Source organism: Cellulosilyticum sp., from assembly GCF_982396655.1.
The window spans coordinates 67,722-89,842 of the sequence record NZ_CEVXFV010000013.1; the positions used below are offsets into that span (position 1 = coordinate 67,722).

Annotated in this window: 23 protein-coding genes, 1 pseudogene and 1 riboswitch; of the genes and pseudogenes, 1 reads left to right on the top strand and 23 read right to left on the bottom strand. The window is 35.3% G+C overall.

Annotated elements, in window-relative coordinates; translation table 11 throughout:
- Nucleotides 1–11: 11 nt before the first annotated feature.
- The 14 genes from AC1VAQ_RS07820 to AC1VAQ_RS07885 form a co-directional block, all read right to left on the bottom strand.
- A complete protein-coding gene (locus AC1VAQ_RS07820) occupies nucleotides 12–971 on the bottom strand; it encodes a siderophore ABC transporter substrate-binding protein (RefSeq protein WP_302597254.1) in 960 nt (319 codons plus the stop codon).
- A gap of 133 nt (nucleotides 972–1,104) precedes the next feature.
- A complete protein-coding gene (locus tag AC1VAQ_RS07825) occupies nucleotides 1,105–1,296 on the bottom strand; it encodes a hypothetical protein (protein WP_302597253.1) in 192 nt (63 codons plus the stop codon).
- Nucleotides 1,297–1,330: 34 nt separating this feature from the next.
- Nucleotides 1,331–1,513 (bottom strand): hypothetical protein, encoded by a 183-nt coding sequence (locus AC1VAQ_RS07830; protein WP_302597252.1) that lies wholly within the window; start codon nucleotides 1,511–1,513, stop codon nucleotides 1,331–1,333.
- Nucleotides 1,514–1,614: 101 nt separating this feature from the next.
- Nucleotides 1,615–1,740, bottom strand: a complete 126-nt coding sequence (locus AC1VAQ_RS07835; RefSeq protein ID WP_302597251.1) for a hypothetical protein — start codon at nucleotides 1,738–1,740, stop codon at nucleotides 1,615–1,617.
- Nucleotides 1,741–1,919: 179 nt separating this feature from the next.
- Entirely contained in the window at nucleotides 1,920–2,912 is a 993-nt protein-coding gene (locus AC1VAQ_RS07840; protein WP_302597250.1) for a CobW family GTP-binding protein, read from the bottom strand.
- Between the two features lie 69 nt (nucleotides 2,913–2,981).
- The gene (locus AC1VAQ_RS07845; RefSeq protein WP_302597249.1) at nucleotides 2,982–3,935 is read right to left on the bottom strand and encodes a TIGR03943 family putative permease subunit; all 954 of its coding nucleotides are present in this window, start codon (nucleotides 3,933–3,935) and stop codon (nucleotides 2,982–2,984) included.
- A 240-nt stretch (nucleotides 3,936–4,175) separates the two neighbouring features.
- Nucleotides 4,176–4,346, bottom strand: coding sequence for a hypothetical protein (locus AC1VAQ_RS07850; protein WP_302597248.1), 171 nt, complete (start codon nucleotides 4,344–4,346; stop codon nucleotides 4,176–4,178).
- Between the two features lie 85 nt (nucleotides 4,347–4,431).
- The gene (locus AC1VAQ_RS07855; protein ID WP_302597247.1) at nucleotides 4,432–5,622 is read right to left on the bottom strand and encodes an MFS transporter; all 1,191 of its coding nucleotides are present in this window, start codon (nucleotides 5,620–5,622) and stop codon (nucleotides 4,432–4,434) included.
- A 155-nt stretch (nucleotides 5,623–5,777) separates the two neighbouring features.
- Nucleotides 5,778–7,235 carry a xylulokinase gene (gene xylB / locus AC1VAQ_RS07860; RefSeq protein ID WP_302597246.1) on the bottom strand — a complete coding sequence of 486 codons (1,458 nt, stop codon included), beginning with the start codon at nucleotides 7,233–7,235 and terminating at the stop codon, nucleotides 5,778–5,780.
- A gap of 11 nt (nucleotides 7,236–7,246) precedes the next feature.
- The gene (locus AC1VAQ_RS07865; protein WP_302597285.1) at nucleotides 7,247–8,728 is read right to left on the bottom strand and encodes an L-fucose/L-arabinose isomerase family protein; all 1,482 of its coding nucleotides are present in this window, start codon (nucleotides 8,726–8,728) and stop codon (nucleotides 7,247–7,249) included.
- Nucleotides 8,729–8,834: 106 nt separating this feature from the next.
- Nucleotides 8,835–9,449 (bottom strand): DUF4867 family protein, encoded by a 615-nt coding sequence (locus tag AC1VAQ_RS07870; protein ID WP_302597245.1) that lies wholly within the window; start codon nucleotides 9,447–9,449, stop codon nucleotides 8,835–8,837.
- Between the two features lie 108 nt (nucleotides 9,450–9,557).
- Nucleotides 9,558–10,391, bottom strand: a complete 834-nt coding sequence (locus AC1VAQ_RS07875) for an AraC family transcriptional regulator (protein ID WP_302597244.1) — start codon at nucleotides 10,389–10,391, stop codon at nucleotides 9,558–9,560.
- 189 nt (nucleotides 10,392–10,580) lie between these two features.
- Nucleotides 10,581–11,486, bottom strand: a complete 906-nt coding sequence (locus tag AC1VAQ_RS07880) for a DUF2935 domain-containing protein (protein ID WP_302597243.1) — start codon at nucleotides 11,484–11,486, stop codon at nucleotides 10,581–10,583.
- Between the two features lie 70 nt (nucleotides 11,487–11,556).
- The gene (locus tag AC1VAQ_RS07885) at nucleotides 11,557–13,470 is read right to left on the bottom strand and encodes a heavy metal translocating P-type ATPase (protein ID WP_479903769.1); all 1,914 of its coding nucleotides are present in this window, start codon (nucleotides 13,468–13,470) and stop codon (nucleotides 11,557–11,559) included.
- Nucleotides 13,471–13,643: 173 nt separating this feature from the next.
- Here AC1VAQ_RS07885 and AC1VAQ_RS07890 point away from each other — a divergent pair, with 173 nt between their 5' ends.
- The gene (locus AC1VAQ_RS07890) at nucleotides 13,644–14,195 is read left to right on the top strand and encodes a TetR/AcrR family transcriptional regulator (RefSeq protein WP_302597241.1); all 552 of its coding nucleotides are present in this window, start codon (nucleotides 13,644–13,646) and stop codon (nucleotides 14,193–14,195) included.
- Nucleotides 14,196–14,269: 74 nt separating this feature from the next.
- Here the strand turns inward: AC1VAQ_RS07890 and AC1VAQ_RS07895 are convergent, their stop codons facing one another.
- The 9 genes and pseudogenes from AC1VAQ_RS07895 to AC1VAQ_RS07935 form a co-directional block, all read right to left on the bottom strand.
- Nucleotides 14,270–14,443 (bottom strand): hypothetical protein, encoded by a 174-nt coding sequence (locus AC1VAQ_RS07895; protein ID WP_479903770.1) that lies wholly within the window; start codon nucleotides 14,441–14,443, stop codon nucleotides 14,270–14,272.
- A gap of 155 nt (nucleotides 14,444–14,598) precedes the next feature.
- Nucleotides 14,599–15,558, bottom strand: coding sequence for an oligopeptide/dipeptide ABC transporter ATP-binding protein (locus AC1VAQ_RS07900; RefSeq protein WP_302597239.1), 960 nt, complete (start codon nucleotides 15,556–15,558; stop codon nucleotides 14,599–14,601).
- Nucleotides 15,551–16,336 (bottom strand): ABC transporter ATP-binding protein, encoded by a 786-nt coding sequence (locus tag AC1VAQ_RS07905; protein ID WP_302597238.1) that lies wholly within the window; start codon nucleotides 16,334–16,336, stop codon nucleotides 15,551–15,553. The genes AC1VAQ_RS07900 and AC1VAQ_RS07905 overlap by 8 nt, the downstream gene beginning before the upstream one ends.
- A gap of 12 nt (nucleotides 16,337–16,348) precedes the next feature.
- Entirely contained in the window at nucleotides 16,349–17,194 is an 846-nt protein-coding gene (locus tag AC1VAQ_RS07910) for an ABC transporter substrate-binding protein (protein WP_302597284.1), read from the bottom strand.
- A gap of 56 nt (nucleotides 17,195–17,250) precedes the next feature.
- Nucleotides 17,251–18,074 (bottom strand): annotated as a pseudogene (gene nikC / locus AC1VAQ_RS07915) (nickel transporter permease).
- Nucleotides 18,075–18,767, bottom strand: coding sequence for an ABC transporter permease (locus AC1VAQ_RS07920; protein WP_330697534.1), 693 nt, complete (start codon nucleotides 18,765–18,767; stop codon nucleotides 18,075–18,077).
- A gap of 26 nt (nucleotides 18,768–18,793) precedes the next feature.
- The gene (locus AC1VAQ_RS07925; protein ID WP_334306949.1) at nucleotides 18,794–18,898 is read right to left on the bottom strand and encodes a hypothetical protein; all 105 of its coding nucleotides are present in this window, start codon (nucleotides 18,896–18,898) and stop codon (nucleotides 18,794–18,796) included.
- 259 nt (nucleotides 18,899–19,157) lie between these two features.
- A riboswitch (cobalamin riboswitch) is annotated at nucleotides 19,158–19,337 on the bottom strand.
- Nucleotides 19,338–19,562: 225 nt separating this feature from the next.
- Nucleotides 19,563–21,491, bottom strand: coding sequence for a hydroxylamine reductase (gene hcp, locus AC1VAQ_RS07930; RefSeq protein WP_302597237.1), 1,929 nt, complete (start codon nucleotides 21,489–21,491; stop codon nucleotides 19,563–19,565).
- Nucleotides 21,492–21,814: 323 nt separating this feature from the next.
- Nucleotides 21,815–22,003 carry a ferredoxin gene (locus AC1VAQ_RS07935; RefSeq protein ID WP_302597236.1) on the bottom strand — a complete coding sequence of 63 codons (189 nt, stop codon included), beginning with the start codon at nucleotides 22,001–22,003 and terminating at the stop codon, nucleotides 21,815–21,817.
- Nucleotides 22,004–22,121: the final 118 nt, after the last annotated feature.

Consider the following 22,121-nt stretch of genomic DNA (forward strand, 5'->3'; position numbering starts at 1 on the left):
TCGCCTCTTTATTATTGTTCTAAGGCAGTTGTCATCTCATCAATCATAATTTGCGTTGAAATAAAGCCACCACCTGCTACATACCAAGCATTTGGATCAAGGTAAATAATACGGTTATTTTTATAGGCATCTGTTGTTTTAATAAGCTCATTTTCAATTAATTCTTTAGCAGAATTTTGTCCACCCGCTACAGCTGCACGGTCTACTACAAATATATAATCTGGATTTTGCTCGACAATATACTCAAAAGAAGATTTTTGTCCATGATTAGATAATTCAATGTTTTCATCAACTGGTGTTATTCCAAATTCATCATGAATAATTCCAAATCTTGAACCTTGTCCGTACACACTGATAGCGCTGTCATTAGCCAAAACAATTAATCCATTTACATTTTTTTCTTCAGCTTTTGTATGAACCGCAGCAATCGCTTCATCCATACTGCTTAACTTTTCAGCTACCTCTTGCTGTTTACCAAAAATCTCACCTAAATAATTCATATTACTTTTAAATGAGTCTAAATAACTTGTATTATCTACGGCCATAGAAATAGTTGGTGCAATTTCACTTAATTGTTCATAGTAGTCAGCTTGTCTTGCACCAATGATAATAAGCTCTGGTTCAAGGGCATAAATTTTTTCAAGATCTGGCTCAAAAAGTTCCCCAACTTTTTCATATTCATCCCCTTCATATTTTGCTAAATACTCTGGTATATTGCTTGCTACAACACCTGTTATCTCTACGCCCAATGTTTCTAATGCATCTAATGTACCAATATCAAATACAACTACATTTTCAGGATTTTTAGGTACCTCTGTCTCTCCTAACGTATGTACAACCTTTACAGTCTCTGCTTCTTGTACTGCCTCTTGCGTCACTTCTTGTGTTGAATTTGATGCAGTATTACCACATCCTGCTAACACGGTCATCCCTAAACTTGCCATTAACATAAATACTAACTTTTTATTCATTTCATACTTCCTATCTATGATTTTATGATTGATTATTATTATCATTTATGTTAGCAGATTACAACTTAGTTTTCTTATACTATTTTTAGTTTTCTTACACTATCTTTAGGTTGTTTTTGATAATTACTTTTTATTACTCACCATATGCATATAAATACTGCTCATATAATTCTTCACAAATACGTTCGCTAAGATAATCCGCTGCAATATAAAAAACTTCTTCTATATCATCTTTACTTGCTTCTACCTTTGTCTTACCAAAAAGCTGCTCATTATCTTGAATTTCAAAAAACCAGCCACGCCATTCCATTTGAGTTGTATACATTTTTTGTCCTTTCTAGCTTGTCCTATGTCACTTATTATTTCTTTTTTCTCGCTTTATTATTTTGTATGTCTAATATAATTGCAAATGCCATAAGTCCTACCAAAGTAATGATAGAAACACTATCTATAAAAGGTACACCACTTAAAGTAGCAACTACTAAACGTAACATACAAAGTAATACAAAAAGTGCCCCATACTTAATTATATATTTTTTCATATTTCCCCCTAATATCTATGTATTCCCTAATAAAATAGCAACATTTTATTAGGGTCATTACTTTTATTATAACATATAACACATGAGCTATTTAGCATGCCTTATGAACTCTCTCTGCCGAGCCTCATTTCTACCCAGCTTCCAGTAATATGCCTCACATATTGCCAGCCTTGTTGCTGTAACCAGACGAGACTTACTTTACTTAAATCCCATTGTACAAGAATCATATCTCTCACCTCATTTAGAAGCATAACCTTATTTTCACCTATTTATACGAATGGCACTTACACAAAACAATTTCTTCTGCGTAAATATACTCATATAATATGTTACTATATTATACGTTTCCAAAAGGCCTATTGATACAATTCTTCTTGCTTATTGTCAATTTTTGTTTGCTTGGCATTTAATTAAATAATTCCTGTAATCGCTCTGTCAAAAGACCTACACCAATGACGCAAATACGTCCTGTATATTCTGCTGGCCCTGTTACCACATTGCTTTCCTCGGGTACATAATTAAAATGAAGCCATGTACCATCTTCAGCTTCCACAATCCCTTTAGCTCTTAATATGGTCCCATAATTATTCTTGTCCTCAAAGGTTTTAAGTATGTCTTCTAATCCCTCTTTCGTAAATTTACGACAAGTTTCTACTCCCCAACTTACAAAGATATCTTCTGCATGATGATGTCCTTCATGATGGCAATCATCAGGATTCGTATGCATATGATGATGCGCCTGTGCTTTTTCTTCATGATGATGGCACGTGCAGGTTTCATCACACTCTAAAACAGTTGTAAAGTCATTTTTTGCAAAAGCTGCTAACATCTGCTTACCTGTTAACTGTTCCCAAGGCGTTGTAATGATAGTCGCCCCTTCATTAAGCGCTCTTACTATTGTAATGCATTCTTCAATTTTACTTTCTGCTAAGCCCTGTGTACGACTTAATACCACACTTTGTGCGCTAGAAACCTGATTAATGAAGAATTCCCCGTAATTACGCTTATACATCTTGCATTTACGTGCATCTACTACAGCCACACTATATTCTATGGCAACCTCATAACTTGATGGCAATGTTAAGATTGCATTTTGAATATCCGATAATTTGCCTACACCAGATGGCTCAATAATGATACGCTCTGGTTTATAAGTTGTAATCACTTCCTGTAGCGCCTTTTCAAAATTTCCTACTAAAGAACAACAGATGCATCCTGCATTGATTTCCTGAACCTTAATACCTGCATCTTTTAAAAAGCCACTGTCTACACCTATTTCACCAAATTCATTTTCAATTAAAACTAATTTCTCACCTTGAAAAGCTTCTTTGATGAGCTTTTTAATAAGGGTTGTCTTACCTGCTCCTAAAAAGCCCGATATAATATTTACCTTAATCATTTTTATTATCTCCTTTATTGAGGCTCGCTAGGTTACTTCATCCTTAGCCTTTAATAATTAAACTACACTTTAATAATTAAAATACACAAGATTATCTTCTGGCATCTTAGTTGGTCTAAATGATTCAATGACCATTCGAATTTGTTCTTTTTCTCCCTCTTTGGTCTGCACCATAATATATTCTAAATGTCCAATGATTTCACCCCAACACTGCTCTTTAATTCTTTCCAAATGATCTCCCACACATACAAAGCCCATGAATGAAATATCCGCCGCACAACATGTCATTCCGCATCTACCAAAGGCATAGCATTTATGAGGTTCCATATAGCAAATAAAACCTTCCGCCTTAATCTTCTTATTTTCATAATGTGCCTTATTTTCTAAAGCATCTACATACCAAGTGCCATAGTCTTCAAGGCATACTTCCACTATAGGCCCACTAATATCAAATGGTAACTCTTCTTCTCTTACTATAGAAAGTTTACCATCTACGGTTTCAAATACTAATTGTGCGCCTGGATTTACGATTTTAATAATGCGCTTAATGCTCACCTGTTTTACCAAATCCGTACAGCGATTAAAAATAATAAAATCTGCCGCTCTAAAATGCATCATCATATATTCCTTCATATTAGCAAGCTGCAGTTCAAATTGTCCCGCATCTACGAGCGTAATATTTCTAATACCAAGCCAATTAGATGGCAATTTTACTTCATTAAATAAATTAAGCTGCCACAAACCATTCATTTCAATATAGACCTTATCTGGCTTATACTTCTCTTCACACTCCGCTAAAAGCTGTGTGGTTAATTCTTCTTCCTTTTCAAGATATCTAATTTCCGCATTAACTTCTTTTAAAAAATCAGGTTCATACTCTTCTATCCCCTCTTCACAGGCAATAATCACACTTCTTTCATTTGAATTAAATTTTGCCTTTCTTAAAAACTCTGTAATAAGGGCTGTCTTTCCACTTTCTAAAAAACCTAATACTAAATAAACAAGTACTTCTCGCTTTGCCATGTTTTCACCACGCTTCTCCACATACTATTTATTTCACTTAAAATGGTAGTCCTACCCATTTAATTTGTCAATATATTAAAATTATTTAAACTTGCACTTAAAAATAGAGTTAATTCATAAGTTGACTACTTATAAATTTAAAAGATACATCTCATAAAGTATCTCCTGTCAATACATAACAAAAAGGTGTTATCCGAGATTTTCTTACATCCTCTAATAACACCTTTTTGTATCCCCCTATTAAACTAAAATATTACTATGAAGCTTTATGTCTTCTAACATATGGGCCACTTCCTGATCTACTTCATAAGGCCCCACTTTGACCCTTTGCTGCTCTCCCTTAGGTGCTGTTTGCTGCGCCATAATTTTTTCTACGCCTTGCATAATAAAACCAAGTCTACTAATAAACATAGTCTCATCTCCTTAGGAATTTGCTGCCCCTCTATTTCTCTTAACTTCATAGTAGTCCTAACCTTACTTAAAGTCAATGTCTTCTTTAATTATGTACTCTGCTTATACGCTTATTCATTAAAAGTCCTACAATAAGCAGCATTGGAAATATAATTGCCAATAAAATTCCTACTCTTAAATTGTCATTAAACGTACTAGAAACCATTCCTACAAAAGTTGGACCGCTAGAACACCCTACATCTCCTGCTAGTGCTAAAAGAGCATACATAGCTGTGCCGCCATTTCTGATAGAAGTAGCCGCCATGCTAAATGTCCCTGGCCATAAAATACCTACTGATAGACCGCATAAACCACATCCTATAAGTCCAATAGCCGGCACTGGTACTAATGAAATCACTAAATAAGATGCTAGACATAAAATCCCACTACAAGCCATAAACTTGTCTAAATTAATTTTCTCCCCGTATTTACCATAAAAGGCCCTAGCAGTCCCCATTAAAATAGCAAATAACATAGGGCCTGCTAAGTCACCTACTACTTTGCTAACACCTAATCCCTTTTCTGCAAAAGTAGAGGCCCATTGACTTACTGATTGTTCACAAGCACCTGCACAAAACATCAGTAGCATCATTACCCAAAAAACTTTTTTATTTGTTAGTGCGCTCAGGGTCAACTGACTTTCTTCTCCTGTTACAAGTGGTGCAATGGGTACTTTTATAAAAGCAATGGTATTAAATATAGGAATAATCGCCCACAATACAGCTAACATCTTCCAACTTTCCATTCCAAAACATTTGAAAAATAAGGTAGATAGCAAGACTACCCCCACATGACCCCAGCAATAAAAGGAATGTAGGAGGCTCATAGCCTTCTCCTTATTTTTTGTAGGACACGCCTCTACAATAGGACTTACTAGCACCTCTAACAAACCGCCACCAGTAGCATAAATAATGACTGCCAATAATAAGCCTACAAAAGCATCCTGAAATAGTTCCGGCAAAACTGTTAACAATATAAGTCCTGCGGCGCAACATATATGTGCAATAAGCATGGACGCTCTATATCCTATCTTATCTACAAAAGTTACTGAAGCTAAATCTACAATCAGCTGAATGCCAAAGTTTATAGTAATCAACATAGTGATTTTAGATAATGAAATATCATAGCTTGTTTGTAATGTTAAAAATAATAACGGCACAAAATTATTAATAATAGCTTGTACAATATACCCTGTAAAACAGGCATATAAGGTTTTATTATAGTTTTTCTCCTGCATCTTCTCTCCCCTTATTATGTAATATTTTTCTATAGCATTGTAACATATTTTAGCTAAATAAAAGCCCCCTTAGTCCAATATCTACCACTGACTAAGAGGGCCTTTCCCCTAAACTCACTCTATTTTTTACATCTTTTCTATTTAATTAAAATTAATTAAAACACATTTTTTAATGCTGGGTAAATCATTTTAAACTTCTGATATCTTGCTTCATATTTTGCAGCAAGTGTTTCATCTGGTTCAATAGTCTCTACGATTTTTACAATCTTTTCGCTTGCTTCTTTAACAGAAGCATATTCGCCACAAGCAACAGCTGCTAAAATAGCACCGCCAAGTCCTGGACCTTCATCATTTGCAATGACATCTACTTTAACATTTAAGATATTGGCAATCATCTTTTTCCAAAGTGGACTCTTTGCACCACCACCACAAATCTTAGTCCTTTCAATTTGAATCCCCAGAGATTTTGCTACTTCAAAGGAATCTCTAAGTGCAAAGGCAACACCTTCAAGTACTGCTTGTGTCATATCGCATCTAGTAGTATTTAAACTCATCCCTACAAAGGCACCTCTAGCATTAGGGTCATTATGAGGTGAACGTTCACCCATTAAATATGGTAAGAAGAACACTTCATTTTCTCCTAATTTTGTAATACCTTCTTGCTCTTTGGCATATTCTTTGGTTTTAATGATTTCATCCATCCACCATTTGTTGCAAGATGCTGCACTCAGCATACATCCCATAAGATGATAGTTCCCATCTGCATGATCAAATGAATGAAGGGCATTATTTTCATCTACACGGAACTCTTTGCTCGCAATGAAGATTGTGCCGGATGTACCAAGAGAAATATTACAGCTTCCTTCTCCCACTGTACCTGTTCCCACCGCTGCTGCTGCATTATCTCCTGCACCTGCTGCAACTATTACATTTTCACTTAAGCCTAACTCGGCTGCAATTTCTGGAAGCACTGTCCCTACCTTTTCATAGCTTTCATAAACCTTTGCCAGTTGACTTTCCTCTACATCACAAATTGCCATCATTTCTTTAGACCAGCATTTATTTTTTACATCGAAGAGTAACATGCCTGATGCATCGGAAACATCTGTGCAATGTACTCCTGTCAATTTATATGCAATATAGTCCTTTGGAAGCATGATTTTCTTGATGCGTGCAAAGTTCTCTGGCTCTTCTTCTTTCATCCATAGAAGCTTAGGCGCTGTAAAACCTGCAAATGAGATATTCGCTGTACACTCTGATAGTTTTGTTTTGCCAATGACTTCATTTAAGTAATCACTTTGCTTTGCTGTACGGTTATCATTCCATAAAATTGCTGGGCGAATGACTTCATCATTTTCATCCAGTACAACGAGGCCATGCATTTGTCCGCCAAAACTGATGCCACCTACTTTAGAAGCATCAACATCTTTGATTAAAAGCTTTAGACCTTTTTGTACAGCGTCCCACCAGTCGGCTGGATTTTGCTCAGACCAGCCTGAATGTGGAAAGTAAAGTGGATATTCAAGAGATTCCACATTTTCTACCTTGCCTTCGGCATTCATCAATAGTAATTTTACTGCTGATGTGCCTAAATCTATGCCAATATAGTACATATATTTACCCCCTAGAATGGATTTTCTGTAGGATATCTATCACCTTTTGCCTGATTATATCCGATTTCTGTGACTTCTACGCCGATATATTTAAATACCTCAAAGAGCGCTTTACCAAAGTGACCGAATGCCACTGCACCATGATGTGGGAAGTTTTTCTCAATAAGTACATGACGATAGAATCTACCCATTTCAGGAATAGCAAAGATACCAATTGCACCAAATGAACGTGTTGCTACTGGTAATACTTCACCATGTGCAATATATGCACGAAGTTTTGTATCTGCTGTGCTTTGTAATCTGAAGAACGTAATATCTCCAGGTACGATATCTCCTTCAAGTGTACCTTGTGTTACTTCTTCTGGAAGTGCTCTTGCCATAATCATTTGATATTTCATTTCACAGAATGATAATTTGCTAGATGCAGTATTACCACAATGGAATCCCATGAAAGTATCTTTTAATGTATAGTCAAATTTACCTTTAATATCTTCATTATATAAGTCTTGTGGTACAGTATTATTGATATCAAGTAATGTAACTGTATCATTACTTACTACTGTTCCAATAAATTCACTAAGTGCACCGTAAATATCTACTTCACAAGATACTGGGATGCCCTGCGCTGTTAAACGGCTATTTACATAGCATGGTACAAAACCAAATTGTGTTTGGAATGCAGGCCAGCATTTACCAGCAATTGCAACATACTTGCGGTAACCTTTGTGTGCTTCTACCCAATCTTTTAATGTAATTTCATATTGAGCAAGTTTAGCTAAGATTTCAGGCTTTTTATTACCTGCACCAAGCTCTTGTTCCATTTCTTTTACGATTTCAGGAATTCTTTCATCTCCTTCATGTTTATTGAAAGCCTCAAATAAATCAAGCTCTGAATTTTCTTCAATTTCAACACCTAAATCATAAAGTGGCTTGATAGGTGCATTACATGCAAGGAAGTTAAGTGGACGTGGGCCAAAGCTGATGATTTTAAGGCTTGAAAGGCCAACTACTGCTTTTGCAATAGGCTCGAATTCTGCAATCATATCGGCACATTCCTCGGCTGTACCTACAGGATATTCTGGGATATATGCTTTTACATTACGAAGTTTTAAGTTATAGCTGGCATTGAGCATACCACAGTATGCATCTCCTCTACCTTGAACAAGGTTGCTGCCAGTTTCTTCAGCTGCAGCGATGAACATTTTAGGCCCATCAAAATGTTTTGCTAATAAGGTTTCTGCAATCTCTGGTCCGAAGTTACCAAGGTAAACAACAAGCGCATTACATCCTGCTGCTTTAATGTCTTCTAAAGCTTGTACCATATGTATTTCACTTTCCACGATACAGACTGGACATTCATAAACGTCCATATTAGGATATTTTTCTTTACAAGCTGCTATTAAAGCTTGTCTTCTTGTAACTGATAAACTCTCTGGGAAACAATCTCTACTTACTGCAACAACACCGATTTTTGCATTTGGCATATTATTAATAATATTTTTCATCTTCTTCATCCCTTCTAATTATCTATCATCTATTTTTAATCTTTCATGCTTCATTTCTTATTTCTCATGCAAACGCCTCACTTTTCACTCTTCACTAAATCTCTATGTTTTCTCCAACAAGCCCCACAAAAGCTCCTGCAATATGTGCCTCTTCATGTGCAATAAGCCATTTATTGCGATGTGTCATAAGCTTATCATCATTAGCGCCTTCTGCTGCTATGGTTTTATCATAGTTTGTTCCTTTAGGAAGGATTACAATTGCCTTAAAGCCACTCCCATCAATGCCGCATGGTGCATAGTGAAGTGTGGTTGCATAAAGTTCTACTACTGTTCCTTTTGGTACAAAGAAAGCTTCAATTTTATTTGTATCATATGTAAGCTCATCTGTGATATCTTGCTGTTTGCCTAATAATAAAATCATATCTGTTACTGCAATATTGATTTCTGAGTTTCTGTGATATTCTACAGCATTTAATTTTTGATTATGTCCATTGCAGTAACCAATTTGAATTGGCATTTCGCCATAAGCCTTCCCAGCAAATACTTTTGCTACAGCAGTTTGCTCAAGTTCGAATACTGAGGGTTCATATACCACATCTTCTGGCATTGGCATATGTTCCATTTCTTTCATCAGCTGGCTGCAATCATAACCTGTTAGGACTCTACCATAAGCTTTAAATGCTTTGTCTGATACTTGATATTTCTCCATTGTTACCTCCATCAACTTTAATCTAAGTATTTTCAAAAAAAATGCTACAATCTTTATTTCTATAAAAATTGTAGCATTTACCTCTTTTATTCTCTACCAAAGTCTTAACTAATTAATGGCACTTTTTTGACATTTTCTATATTCGCTTGGAAGCTGTCCATATTTCTCAAAGAAAGCCTTTGAAAATGCCTTTTCATTTGGAAAGCCATTATTTAAAGCAATGTCACTTAAAGTATTCGATGAATTAAGCATCTCTTTATAGGCACTTTCTAACCTTATTTCCTTTAAATAGTCTTTAAAATTAACCTTTGCATACTGTTGGAACATTCTTGACAAATAAGCCGGTGCATAACCGAAAATTTTTGCAATCTGTTCTAATGAAATCTTTTCAGCATGATGCTCTTTTATGTAGGCTGTAACCTTTGAAAGTCTACTTAACTTTTTATTAGAAACAATAAGTGCCTCCTCTACATTTTCCACTCTATACTTGGCAACTAATTCATAAAGTAATCTAAAATATTTACTTTGTACCTTAAACTCATAACCTATTTTGTGTGCTTCATATTCCTCAAACATACTTTTTATGAGATTCATAATCTTTTTATCTTCTTCCCTAGGGCTATGAGAAAATAAAATATACTGCTCATTTGAATAATATTTTTCAAAAGTCTTTAAGGGAATTTGAAGTACAATCGTATAATTTTTTTCTGGTACATTAATTGAATGAATTTCATTAGAATTAAGTAAAACAAACTTCCCTGGTGTTAAATGATATTCTTTTTCATTAATATAATAATCCATTTCCCCTTCATATACTGCAAATATTTCAATAGATTGATGCCAGTGTTTAGCCACTGCATAACCACCTGCATGCCCTTCAAACAAAAACATACGAAAGGTTAAATCTTCATTGGGTATCACAATTTCATGTTTAAAATCCATGTTCTCCACCTAGCCATTTTGATTTTCACTGTTTTTTTATAATTTTACAATATTTAAAGATGTTTATCTATTCCTTTTTAAAACTTAGATTTCTTGCTTCAGAAAATCCCAAAATTACTATTTCATCATATAAAAAACAAGCTATTTTTAGTTAGAATTCGTCTCTAGCTAAAAATAGCCTTTTAATACTTATTTCTCATTCAATAACCTTATATAATGATTTGCTTCTCTTAACACATGGTCAGCTAACAATGGTAAGATTAGACTTCGAATTTGGCATGCATTAATGCCTTCTGTGCCTGCTGCTTTAAAATCACGATACTTTATCGTTTCCGCTATCGTCTTAGCTGTAACGCTTTTCATTGTTTCTTCCGTCATATTTTTAGCATCCTCTAATAAGCTTGCATACTGCTTAGCAAATTGATTGGCACTCACAATCAATTCATTTTCAGTTGGGTCTAATAAACCTCTAATAAATAGGGCATGCTCCATCATTATTTGATTCCAAAACAACTCCGTTTCTCTTATATCTTCATGTGCATTTAGATTACCGCCTTCTAAACTTATAATGTATTGCTGATACAATTTTGCTTCACGAATGATATGTTCTAGTAACAATGGATAATTCATCGTAAACATTTTACAACATAATACATAGTTTAAAGTTCGTTCCTTAAAATCAATAAATCCCTTTAATAGTTTTAAACCATATTGGTTAATTTGTTTTACATAATTTTTCATGTTGCCATCAATCTTAGTCTGTTTTTTCATACACATGTCCATTAAGTCTGACTCAAGCCTTGTGATACTCTCGTCAATACTACATCCTGTAAGCCTACTCGTTGCCTTTTCGGATTCAAGTGTATATTCAGTTATTAATTCACCAGATTTAAGAATGCTACTTCCTACAACACCATTACTACACTTAATTACCATGCGCAGTAATTTTTCAAATGATTTTTTATACTTTCTTGCTTCTTCTCTATAATTACTATTAGCTTGTGTATATCCTACTTCTAAAAATAGTGCATGTTCCTTCATAATTCTTCCGAAAAACAAATGTAACTCTAATGATAATATTATATAACTTTCCATTAGTATTCCTCATTTTATAAGTGTTTCACTTACAATATACGTCTCTCATTCCATTATTGTGCTAAATTAATCAAAGAGAAGAATTTATGGATACAGTAAACTTCCTATCATATAGCAATGCTGCATTTAAAACGACTAATACAGATCCTGCATTATGAACTAGTGCCCCTGTAATAGGATTTAATAAACCTAATAAAGAAAGGGTTACTGCCACAAAATTAATGCCCATAGATGCTATAATGTTTCTTTTGATAGTCTTTAAGGTTGCACAAGATAGTCTTTTTAGATACGGAATTTTTGAAATATCATCACTCATTAAAGCAATATCTGCCGCTTCTACAGCTATATCACTTCCCATACTGCCCATAGCAATGCCTACATCAGCTGTCTTTAATGCGGGGGCATCATTTACACCATCACCAATCATACAGACATTATTTCCTTCCTTTTGAAGCAAAAGAATATTTCCTACTTTTTCCTCTGGGAGTAGTTCACTGCATACTTCTGTAATATTTACTTCTTTAGCAAAATACTGGGCTGTCCTTTTATTGTCTCCTGTTAGAAGCACAACTTTCGTATGCATGTTCTCAAGTTCTTGAACCATTTCTTTTGCAGTAGGTCGTAATATATCTGAAAGGCCTATAGCACCTATACATACCCCTTCAACTGCCATTAAAATAACTGCTTTCCCCTGGGAACGTAAGCATTCTAAAGTATCATGAACAGCTTGTGATATAAATACCTGATGATTGATGAGATATCTTTCATTGCCACATAATATTTTCTTACTTTCTACTTGGGCATAAACGCCTTGACCTACAATCATCTGGAAATCTTGACTTTGGACTATAGCTAGGTTCTTTTCCTTAGCGTGAGCCACAATTGCCTTTCCTAATGGGTGTTCGCTTTTTGCTTCAGCAGATGCTGCTATTGCCAATATATTTTCTTCATTCATTGTTTGCACAAAGGAAATAATATCACTTACTTCTAATCTGCCATAAGTTAATGTACCTGTTTTATCAAAGGCAATGGTATCCACCTTTCCCATCTTTTCCAGCGCTTCACCTGACTTAATAATCACACCATGTTTGGTGGCCTGCCCAATAGCTGCCATAATAGAAGTCGGTGTCGCAAGCGCAAGCGCACAAGGACAAAATACGACGAGTACCGTAACAGCGCGATTTAATGCAATCATTATGTCATATCCTAATCCCCAAGTCACCAAAAAGCCTATTATGGCAATTAATAATGCAATAGGTACAAGCCACACTGCCCACTTATCAACAATGCGCTGCATAGGCGCCTTCTTATTTTCAGCTTCTTTTACCATATGGATGAGCTTTTGCAATGAAGAATCCTCAGCTACACTTTTAGCCCTTATATCCATTGCACCAAAACAGTTTATAGTACCGCAAAATACTTCATCACCTACTGTTTTATCTACCGGTAATGACTCACCTGTCATAACTGATTGGTCAATCGAAGTATTTCCTGACACAATCCTTCCATCTACAGGAATCTTTTCACCTGGCAGTACACGCAGTAAGTCACCTACTTTAACCTGCTGAACGGGCACAATTTCTTCAACTATAGTCTCTCCCTTCTGAATAAGTCTTCTCCCTTCCATGGGCGTAAGGGCAATTAATTCTGATAATCCCTTCTTGGCACGAGCAACTGTCATATCCTCTAAGATTGCACCAATTGCCATAATAAATGCCACTTCTCCAGCTGCAAAGATTTCACCAATTGCTATAGACGCAATCATAGCAATTGAAATAAGTAGTGCTGAAGATATCCATTTCTGGTAAAACAATCGTGTTAGTGCCAAATATAACATCGGAATACCTGATATAATAATCGTCACCCACGCAGGATCTATAAAAAATTCAAATCCTGTGAGCATAAATATTAAGCTCAATACAAGAAAAATTCCTGCAACGACTGTCATTCCTATACCCGAAAAAAAATTATTTATTTTTTTCATTAAAATATTCCTCCCATCATCTTGCTTTTGACATATCTATAAAGTACAATACGTTTGTTACCGAACACTTTGTACGGTATTATTTTATGAGCAAAGCTAAACCAATACAACAAGCAAAATGCTCACTTTGTAAGTTACGGAACATTTTATTAAATTTGTTCAGGAGGATTACCGTGGATAGAAGACAACAAAAAACAAGGGATGCTATTTTTAAAGCATTTAGTAAATTACTTGAAACAAAACAATACAACAACATAACCGTGCAAGAAATTATAGATGAGGCCAATATTGGGCGAAGTACTTTTTATGCCCATTTTGAAACTAAAGATGAACTCTTAAAAGCAATGTGTACTGATATATTCAGCCATGTCTTTTCTAATGAACTCACTTCTGAAAAAACACATGACTTTTCAGGTGTTACACCTGGAATTGAAAACAAACTTACACATATTCTTTATCACTTAAAAGATAATAAAAGAGATGTGATAGGCATTCTTTCCTCTGAAAGTAGCGAACTATTTATGAGCTATTTCAAAGAATATCTCACCGAAATGTTTACAAAATACTTAAACGAAATCAATGTGCTAGATATACCTACTGAATTTGTACTCCACCACTTAGTAGGTAGCTTTGCAGAAGCCGTTAAATGGTGGATAAAAAATCAAATGAAATATACACCTGAAGAAATCGCAATGTACTATATGGCTGTCATAAAAATAAAGTAAGAGGCTGTCCCTAGTTAATTTTCATTAGCTTATGGGATAGCCTCTTACTTTATTTTCTTAGTTTAATTTACTTATCATTCTCTACCATAGGCAATAAGTGAATCTCCTTCTTTTATTCCAAGGGCAGTTGTATAATATAAAATTTCTCCATCAAATTGTGTGGTATATTGTTGCAGTATTTCATCTTCTAAATTACGTATTTCTCCTAATATATCGCCTTTTGATACGCTTTGCCCTGCTTGAATCATAGGATACCAAAAGCCTCCCACCTGCGCCTCATCATAAATAGCCTGTGTGATTTCTTTTTGGTCTTTATAATGTGCTGCAAGCTCTAATATATTTTTGATTTCTTTCTTTTAGCATAGTCTCTAACTTCATCTCTTATTTTCTCCTTATCTTAAAATCAAACGCTATAATGACAAGCTACTTGATGGCCTAATTCTATTTCCTGTAGCATAGTTTTTGTAGTTTTACATGCTGCCGTGCAATGTATACATCTACTTTGGAATAGACATCCATTAGGGAGATCTAATGGACTTGACACTTCACCTTGGAGCCTTTCAACCTGCTTGTCTTGATAGGAATGAATAGAAAATTGTGCATTTAATAATGCCTTTGTATAAGGATGCTTAGCTTCATTTCTGATCTTTTCACCTGGAATAACTTCTACTATATGACCCAAATACATCACAGCAATTTGATGTGAAAAAGATTGAACAAGGGCCAGATCATGACAGATAAATACCATACTGATGTTTTTTTCCTTTTGTAAACGTACTAATAATTCAATCATACTTTTTTGAATAGATACATCTAAGGCACAGGTGGCCTCATCACATATAAGAATTTCAGGTTCTAAGGAAAGTGCTCTTGCAAGACTAACTCTTTGACGTTGCCCGCCACTCATATTATGAGGATATCTATGCATAAACTCTGCTGGCAACTCTACCATTTCTAAAAGTTCTTTTGCTTTTGCTTCCTTTTCACTTTTTTTAATACGTTTAAAGTTTAAAAGCGGTTCTGTCAAAATATCAATGACTTTCATCTTAGGATTAAATGAAGCAAGAGGGTCTTGAAATACCATTTGTATATTTTGACGATTAAGCCATGTTTCCTTTTTTAAGAAATGAACCCTATCTTTATCATGATAAAGGATATTGCCACTAGTCGGCTTTTCTAATTGAACAAGCATACGTACAAAAGTAGATTTTCCACATCCGCTTTCACCTACAATGCCTAAAGTCTTCCCTTTATAGACATTTAAGTTAATATCATTACATGCCACTAAGGTCTCATTCTTAGATGTGGTAAACTTTTTAACAATATGATTGGTTTTTAATATAACCTCTGGTTCTTTAAACAAAACGCTCTCCCTCCATTTCTGGAACTGCTGCAAGCAGCTTTTTGGTATAGTCACTAGTCGGATGATTAATAACCTCATCTCTAGTACCCATATCCACTACTTTTCCCTGCTGCATGACAATTATTTTATCAGACATATAAGCTGCCACACCTAGGTTATGCGTTACCATAATAATGCTTGTTCCAAAGTTCTCTCTAAGTGCCATCATCTGACGTACGATTTGAGCGCCAGTCGTTACATCTAAGGCACTGGTTGGCTCATCGGCTAATAAGAGCTTGACATTAAAAGTCATTGCCATGGCTATTCCTGCTCTTTGACGCATTCCCCCACTTAATTGATGAGGATAGCTATTCATGACATTTTCACTATCTCCCAGATTCATCCTGTCTAACATGCATCTAGTCTTCTCCCATGCTTCTTTCTTAGACATCTTAGCATGGGCACGGATATATTCCACATATTGACTTCCTATTTTTCGAATAGGATTTAAAGTACTGCCACAGTCCTGAAAAATCATAGATATTTCTGTACCTCTTAGGGCTTGCCATTCTTCTCTGGATTTAGAAAGTAAAGAGTCATTATAAAATAAAATATCTCCTGTACTTACTTTTCCCGTTTCCCCTAAAGTACCTAATATGGCACGAATAACCGTTGTTTTTCCGCTGCCGCTTTCTCCAACAATGCTAATAATTTCACCTTCTTTTATAGAAAGATTGAAATCTTTAATAATTGACGACTGATTTCCATATTGAACGCTTAAATCTTTAATCTGCAACATATTGTTACCCCTTTATTCTGCAGGTGCAATATCTTTAGTTAACCAGTAGTAGTCCATTGGATACATGGCTACACCTGTTAACGGCGCTGAAGAAATTAAATAAGTTGTTTCATAGCCAAAAAATACTGTTGCAGCATCATCCATAATAAGCTGCTGAACTGCTATAATTAATTCTTTTCTCATTTCTGCATCATATTCCTTAGTCAGCTCATCTAATAATCTATCAACTTCAGAGTTGTTATAGCCTGTTGTATTAGAATAAGATGTGCTATACCAGTTTTCACGAAGATACTTTTCAGGATCTCCTGTATTGGCAACTAATACGTTCCAAATTAATAAATCATAATTCCCAGAGTCTCTCATATCTAATAATGTTTCATAGCTTACAGTATTTAAAGTTACTTTAATACCAATGTCTTTTAAGTTAGCCTCCGCTGCCTGCGCATAAACATTTAATTCTTCAGGACTTGTATAAATCACAAAGTTTAAATTAAGAGGATTTCCTTCTGGTGTTTCTACAAAACCATCCCTATTTATATCTACATATCCTGCTTCAGCTAAAAGTACTTTTGCGCCTTCAATGTCATATGCATTTTCATCGATTAACTCTTCAAAACCAAAGTCTAATGTTGGTGGTACTGGCGCTTTTCCTGGTGTTGCACCACCTTCAAGAAGGACTTCACAATAGGTTTCTTTGTCTAATGCACGGATTAAAGCTTGACGCAATTTAATATCGCCTAATGCGCCTCTTTGATTCATAAAAGCATATGTAGACCTTAAAGATTCAAGTTCTTGAATGTTATAAGCCTCATTGTTTTCAAAGTCCATAATATTTTCTGTTTTTAAATTGTAAGCAATTAAATATTACTTTTTTTAACCAAGTCTTCTTCATTTTTGTCTCCTTTTAATTTATTTTAATCTTGTCTAGGGTCTAAAATATCACGAACACTATCCCCTAACATATTAAAAACAATCACAACAATTACAATAGCAATCCCTGGATAAATCATTAACCATGGTGCCTTTGATAAATAAGTCCTTCCTTCATTAAGCATAAGTCCCCATTCAGGTGTAGGTGCCTGTGCTCCAAAACCTAGGAATGATAAAGATGCAAGTTCCAGCATCATGGTTCCAATGTCAGTAGCTGCTGTTACAACCATTGTTGTGATGATACTTGGAAGAATATGCCTAAATATTATTTTACTTGTTCTTGCCCATTTATAATGGCTGCTTCTATGAATATGCTTTTTTTGATTTTTAAAACCAAGCTGCGTGAAAGCCTTGCATACTTGGTCCAGCTCACTGCAGCAACTGCTATGACAGCGTTTATCATATTAGGTCCTAATAAACCTGCAATTGCAATAGCCAGTACTAATCCTGGAAAAGAAATCATCATATCGGCAATACGCATAATCACTTCATCTATAATCCCGCCAAAGTATCCTGCAATAACCCCTAAGAAGGTGCCCATAACAAAAATGACTGCAATAAGACAAAGTGTCATGACGAGAGATGTCCTTGTCCCATAAATAACTCTGGATAATACATCTCGCCCTAATTTATCTGTCCCACATAAGTTAACTTGATTTGGGGGCTGCATGGAATTTGTCATAATTGCCTCATAAGGGTCTGCTGGGGCAATCCATGGCGCAAAAATAGCAATGCCTACTACAATAAGTGCAAGAATGAGAAATAATGTAAACTGCTTATGTTTCTTAAAAAACTTTAAAATTTGCACCTAATGCCCCTCCTTTAATCTAGGGTCTAAGTAAGTGTAGGATAAGTCTACCAATAGATTAATACCCATATATAATAGTGCAATCCATAAGACATACCCTTGTACAAGAGGATAATCTCTGCAGGAGATAGCTTTTATAGCCATGCTTCCCATGCCAGGCCAATTATAAATAATTTCAACGACTGCTGTTCCACCAAGTAGACTTCCTAAAGATAAACCGACTAGTGTTACAAGAGGAAGGAGGGCATTCGGCAGTACATGACGCCATAAAATAACACTTTCCTTTATGCCGCGCATACGTGCACCTAATACATAATCTTGACGCAGTTCTTCAAGGACAGTTACTCTCACCTGTCTTGTATACTTGGCTGCCATAGCAGTAGCCAAAGTTAGTGCGGGTAATATTAATCCTTTAAAATCCGTATTTCCTCCTGAAACAGCTACTAAACGTAGCTTCACGCCAAAGAAACTTAAGAAAATTAAGCCAAGCCAAAAATTAGGGATAGATACACCAAAGAAGGTAAGTAACCTCACGAGATAGTCGGGCCACTTATTTTGATAGACAGCTGCTACTATGCCTAATGGGACTGAAATTAAAATCATCATTATAAGCGCCATCAGGGCCATTTTAAGTGTTGGCCAAAAACATGCAGTCAGTTTGTCTACTACTGGCATTTTCATAGAATAGGACATTCCCATATCACCTGTTAATACCCCTTTTAACCATGTGCCGTATGCACTAAGAAAGGTTTATCCAATCCTAATTCAGCTCTTGTCTGTGCTAATAATTCAGGCGTTGGGATATTGCCACATTCTGTAAGCATGATTTCAGCAGGGTCCCCTGGCGATAGATAGGTGAGAAACTAATTCCAAATAAAACGATTGCGACTTGAATAAGCCTTTTGATGAGATGTTTGTCTGCCACCTTTTTCTCCTTTCTAATTGCTTAAAACTTTTCCAACTAGATGATATAAATACATTTCGGAGAGAAATTTTGCATACTAAAAAAGCGCTCATATCATTATGGGCGTTAAATAAGATATACGTATATTGTATAATGCTTCTTATTCACCGTAAGAATCATATCAAAATCGATTACAAGCAGTTCTCCTGACTTAAGATCATCATTCTAAGACGCCTTCCCAGATAACCTTACCCAGTGACATAAATATCTTAGAACTCCTTATTACAGTGACGGGATCGTATCGGACTTACACCGATTTCTCTATTAATCCTTGCGGAACTTGTAACAGTTAGTTTTATTAATTGATAATATTTTTCAGTACTCAGTATAGTTGATACGATAAAAAATGTCGAATTGATTTTATTTTAACTTAAATATATTTTTTTTAATTAATCTGTTTTTTTAACTTCACTTTTATACGCAACTTATAAAATGAGCACAAAAGCAGGCGTTAAAAATGTATTTCTACACCTTAAATTGAATAAAAATATCCCCTTAGCACTTAACTAAGGGGATACATATTTTTATTTATTTAATTTAGCAAGTAAGTCTTCGATGTCTAAACCGTGTACACCGCAAGCTTCTTCTAATGTTTCAGCTTGTGAAGAGGGGCATCCAAGGCAGTGCATACCCGCTTCCATTAAAACGCGTGCATGTTCTGGGTTAGCTTTTAAAACATCACCGATGATCATATCTTTTGTAATTGCGCCTTCTACAGCTCCTTCTACTTTTGCTTCTGGGAAGAACATTTCCATATCTTCTTCTACTGTAGAGATTCCACCAATACCGAAGTTTTCGATTAATACGTTAGCAACGTTTGGTGAAAGAAATGCTGGAAGTGTTGGCCCTAAGTGGATTTCTTTTACACCAAGGTATAATAATGATAATAATACGATGACAGCTTTTTGTTCATACCAAGCAATGTTGTAGATGATTGGTAATTCGTTGATATCCGCAAGACCAAATACTTCTTTTAATTTAAGTGCAATTAATGCTAATGAGTATGAGTCATTACATTGACCCGCATCAAGTACTCTTGGAATACCACCGATATCTCCAAGGTCAAGTTTGTTGTATTTATATTTTGCACAACCTGCTGTTAAGATAACTGTATCTTGTGGAAGTGCTTTAGCGAAATCTGTGTAGTAGTTACGTTTAGATGCTCTTCCATCACATCCTGCCATTACAACGAATTTTTTGATTGCGCCAGATTTTACAGCGTCAACTACAGCATCCGCTAATGCAAATACTTGTTCATGCGCAAATCCACCGATGATTTCACCCGTTTCAATTTCTGTTGGCGCTGCACAAGTTTTTGCTAACTCAATGATCTCAGTGAAATCTTTCTTAGAACCTGCTTCGCCTTCGATGTGTTTGCATCCTGGGAATCCAGCTGCACCTGTTGTGAACATTCTATCTTTGTAAGTTTGTTTGTCTGTTGGTGGTACGATACAGTTTGTAGTCATTAAGATTGGTCCGTTAAAGGATTCAAATTCTTCTCTTTGTTTCCACCAAGCATTACCATAGTTACCTACTAAGTGACTGTATTTCTTAAGGTTTGGATAGTAGTGAGCTGGTAACATTTCTGAGTGAGTATAAACATCTACACCTGTACCTTCTGTTTGAATTAATAATTGTTCAATATCTGCAAGGTCATGACCCGATACTAAGATACCAGGATTTTTACCTACTCCAATGTTAACTTTTGTGATTTCTGGATTTCCGTAAGTTGATGTGTTAGCTGTATCAAGAAGTGCCATACCATCTACACCAACTTTACCTGTTTCAAGTGTTAACGCAACAAGCTCATCTACTGTTAATGAATCATCCATTAATTTCATTAATGTTTCTTGCATGAAGGCATCGATTTCTTCATTGTCATATCCTAAAGCATTTGCATGTTTAGAGTAAGCTGAGAGTCCTTTTAATCCATATGTGATAAGTTCTCTTAAAGAGCGTACATCTTCGTTTTCTGTTGCTAAGATACCAACTTCATCTGAATCAGCCTTAGCTTTTAACATTTCATTTACAGCTTTACCGTCATTGTTTCCTGATACGATATTTTTAAGTGTTGCAAGGAATCCTGATTTTTTATTTTCTTCAATATCCCATGTTGCAGCTTCAGATAAGTTTTCTTTATTTGTTAACTCATTCATTAACTCATTTTTTATTGCTAAAGTTTCTTTTACTCTTGCGTAGAATATTTCATCATCGAAGTTTGCATTTGTAATTGTTGTAAATAAGTTTAATGTGATGTAGTGGTTTACATCTTTAGAAACTGTTTTACCTTCTTGACGCAAGCGTGTTGTGATTTCTGATAAACCTTTTGTAACATAGATTAATAAATCTTGCATATTGGCAAGGTCTGTTGATTTACCACATACCCCTACTTTTGTACATCCTTTATTTCCTGCTGTTTCTTGACATTGCATACAAAACATATTTCTGCTCATAGCTAATCTCCTTTTAGTGCGTTATTTTATTTATTCATCGCATTATTTTTGCGTCTGTTGTTTTTCGAACCTGAACATATCTTACTCTATGCCAACGCAAAAATATGTAGCCATAGCTACATATTTATTTTTTATGACTTATTTCTTGTATATCAGTACAAAATCATAGGTCCTAAAACTTAAACTTCTCTCTCCGATTAGTTATGTACTGTTAGCATATATATGCTAACTTAGCCTACCTATAAATAATAAATATAAGGGAGTATTACGAAGTTAACTTGCTTCATAATACTCCCTTATATTTATTATAGATCATGTATTTATTACTTCACACTAATAGCATCTACAGGGCAACTCCCCTCTGCCTCTTTCGCGCCATCTAGTTTATCACCTTCAAGCTCTTCTTCACTAGGTACAGATTTATTCTCGTCATCTAGGCCAAAGACCTCTGGGCATATTCCTACACAAGTCCCGCACCCTACACAAGTATCACGATCCACATAAGCTTTCATAACTTCACCTCCTTATTTCCTATTTCTGCTATATTCTTTCCGCATTCTATAACTTTCATTCAGAATCATAGCCGTTAATTTAAGCCTAAGTTTTTCCAAGTCGAAGTATTTCTTCTAG

Coding starts and splice junctions, on each gene's coding strand:
- AC1VAQ_RS07820 (WP_302597254.1), bottom strand. CDS start 971: ATGAATAAAAAGTTAGTATTTATGTTAATGGCAAGTTTAGGGATGACC.
- AC1VAQ_RS07825 (WP_302597253.1), bottom strand. CDS start 1,296: ATGTATACAACTCAAATGGAATGGCGTGGCTGGTTTTTTGAAATTCAA.
- AC1VAQ_RS07830 (WP_302597252.1), bottom strand. CDS start 1,513: ATGAAAAAATATATAATTAAGTATGGGGCACTTTTTGTATTACTTTGT.
- AC1VAQ_RS07835 (WP_302597251.1), bottom strand. CDS start 1,740: ATGATTCTTGTACAATGGGATTTAAGTAAAGTAAGTCTCGTCTGGTTA.
- AC1VAQ_RS07840 (WP_302597250.1), bottom strand. CDS start 2,912: ATGATTAAGGTAAATATTATATCGGGCTTTTTAGGAGCAGGTAAGACA.
- AC1VAQ_RS07845 (WP_302597249.1), bottom strand. CDS start 3,935: ATGGCAAAGCGAGAAGTACTTGTTTATTTAGTATTAGGTTTTTTAGAA.
- AC1VAQ_RS07850 (WP_302597248.1), bottom strand. CDS start 4,346: ATGTTTATTAGTAGACTTGGTTTTATTATGCAAGGCGTAGAAAAAATT.
- AC1VAQ_RS07855 (WP_302597247.1), bottom strand. CDS start 5,622: ATGCAGGAGAAAAACTATAATAAAACCTTATATGCCTGTTTTACAGGG.
- xylB (WP_302597246.1), bottom strand. CDS start 7,235: ATGTACTATATTGGCATAGATTTAGGCACATCAGCAGTAAAATTACTA.
- AC1VAQ_RS07870 (WP_302597245.1), bottom strand. CDS start 9,449: ATGGAGAAATATCAAGTATCAGACAAAGCATTTAAAGCTTATGGTAGA.
- AC1VAQ_RS07875 (WP_302597244.1), bottom strand. CDS start 10,391: ATGGATTTTAAACATGAAATTGTGATACCCAATGAAGATTTAACCTTT.
- AC1VAQ_RS07880 (WP_302597243.1), bottom strand. CDS start 11,486: ATGGAAAGTTATATAATATTATCATTAGAGTTACATTTGTTTTTCGGA.
- AC1VAQ_RS07885 (WP_479903769.1), bottom strand. CDS start 13,470: ATGAAAAAAATAAATAATTTTTTTTCGGGTATAGGAATGACAGTCGTT.
- AC1VAQ_RS07895 (WP_479903770.1), bottom strand. CDS start 14,443: ATGATTCAAGCAGGGCAAAGCGTATCAAAAGGCGATATATTAGGAGAA.
- AC1VAQ_RS07905 (WP_302597238.1), bottom strand. CDS start 16,336: ATGTTGCAGATTAAAGATTTAAGCGTTCAATATGGAAATCAGTCGTCA.
- AC1VAQ_RS07920 (WP_330697534.1), bottom strand. CDS start 18,767: ATGTCCTATTCTATGAAAATGCCAGTAGTAGACAAACTGACTGCATGT.
- AC1VAQ_RS07925 (WP_334306949.1), bottom strand. CDS start 18,898: ATGCTTACAGAATGTGGCAATATCCCAACGCCTGAATTATTAGCACAG.
- hcp (WP_302597237.1), bottom strand. CDS start 21,491: ATGAGCAGAAATATGTTTTGTATGCAATGTCAAGAAACAGCAGGAAAT.
- AC1VAQ_RS07935 (WP_302597236.1), bottom strand. CDS start 22,003: ATGAAAGCTTATGTGGATCGTGATACTTGTGTAGGGTGCGGGACTTGT.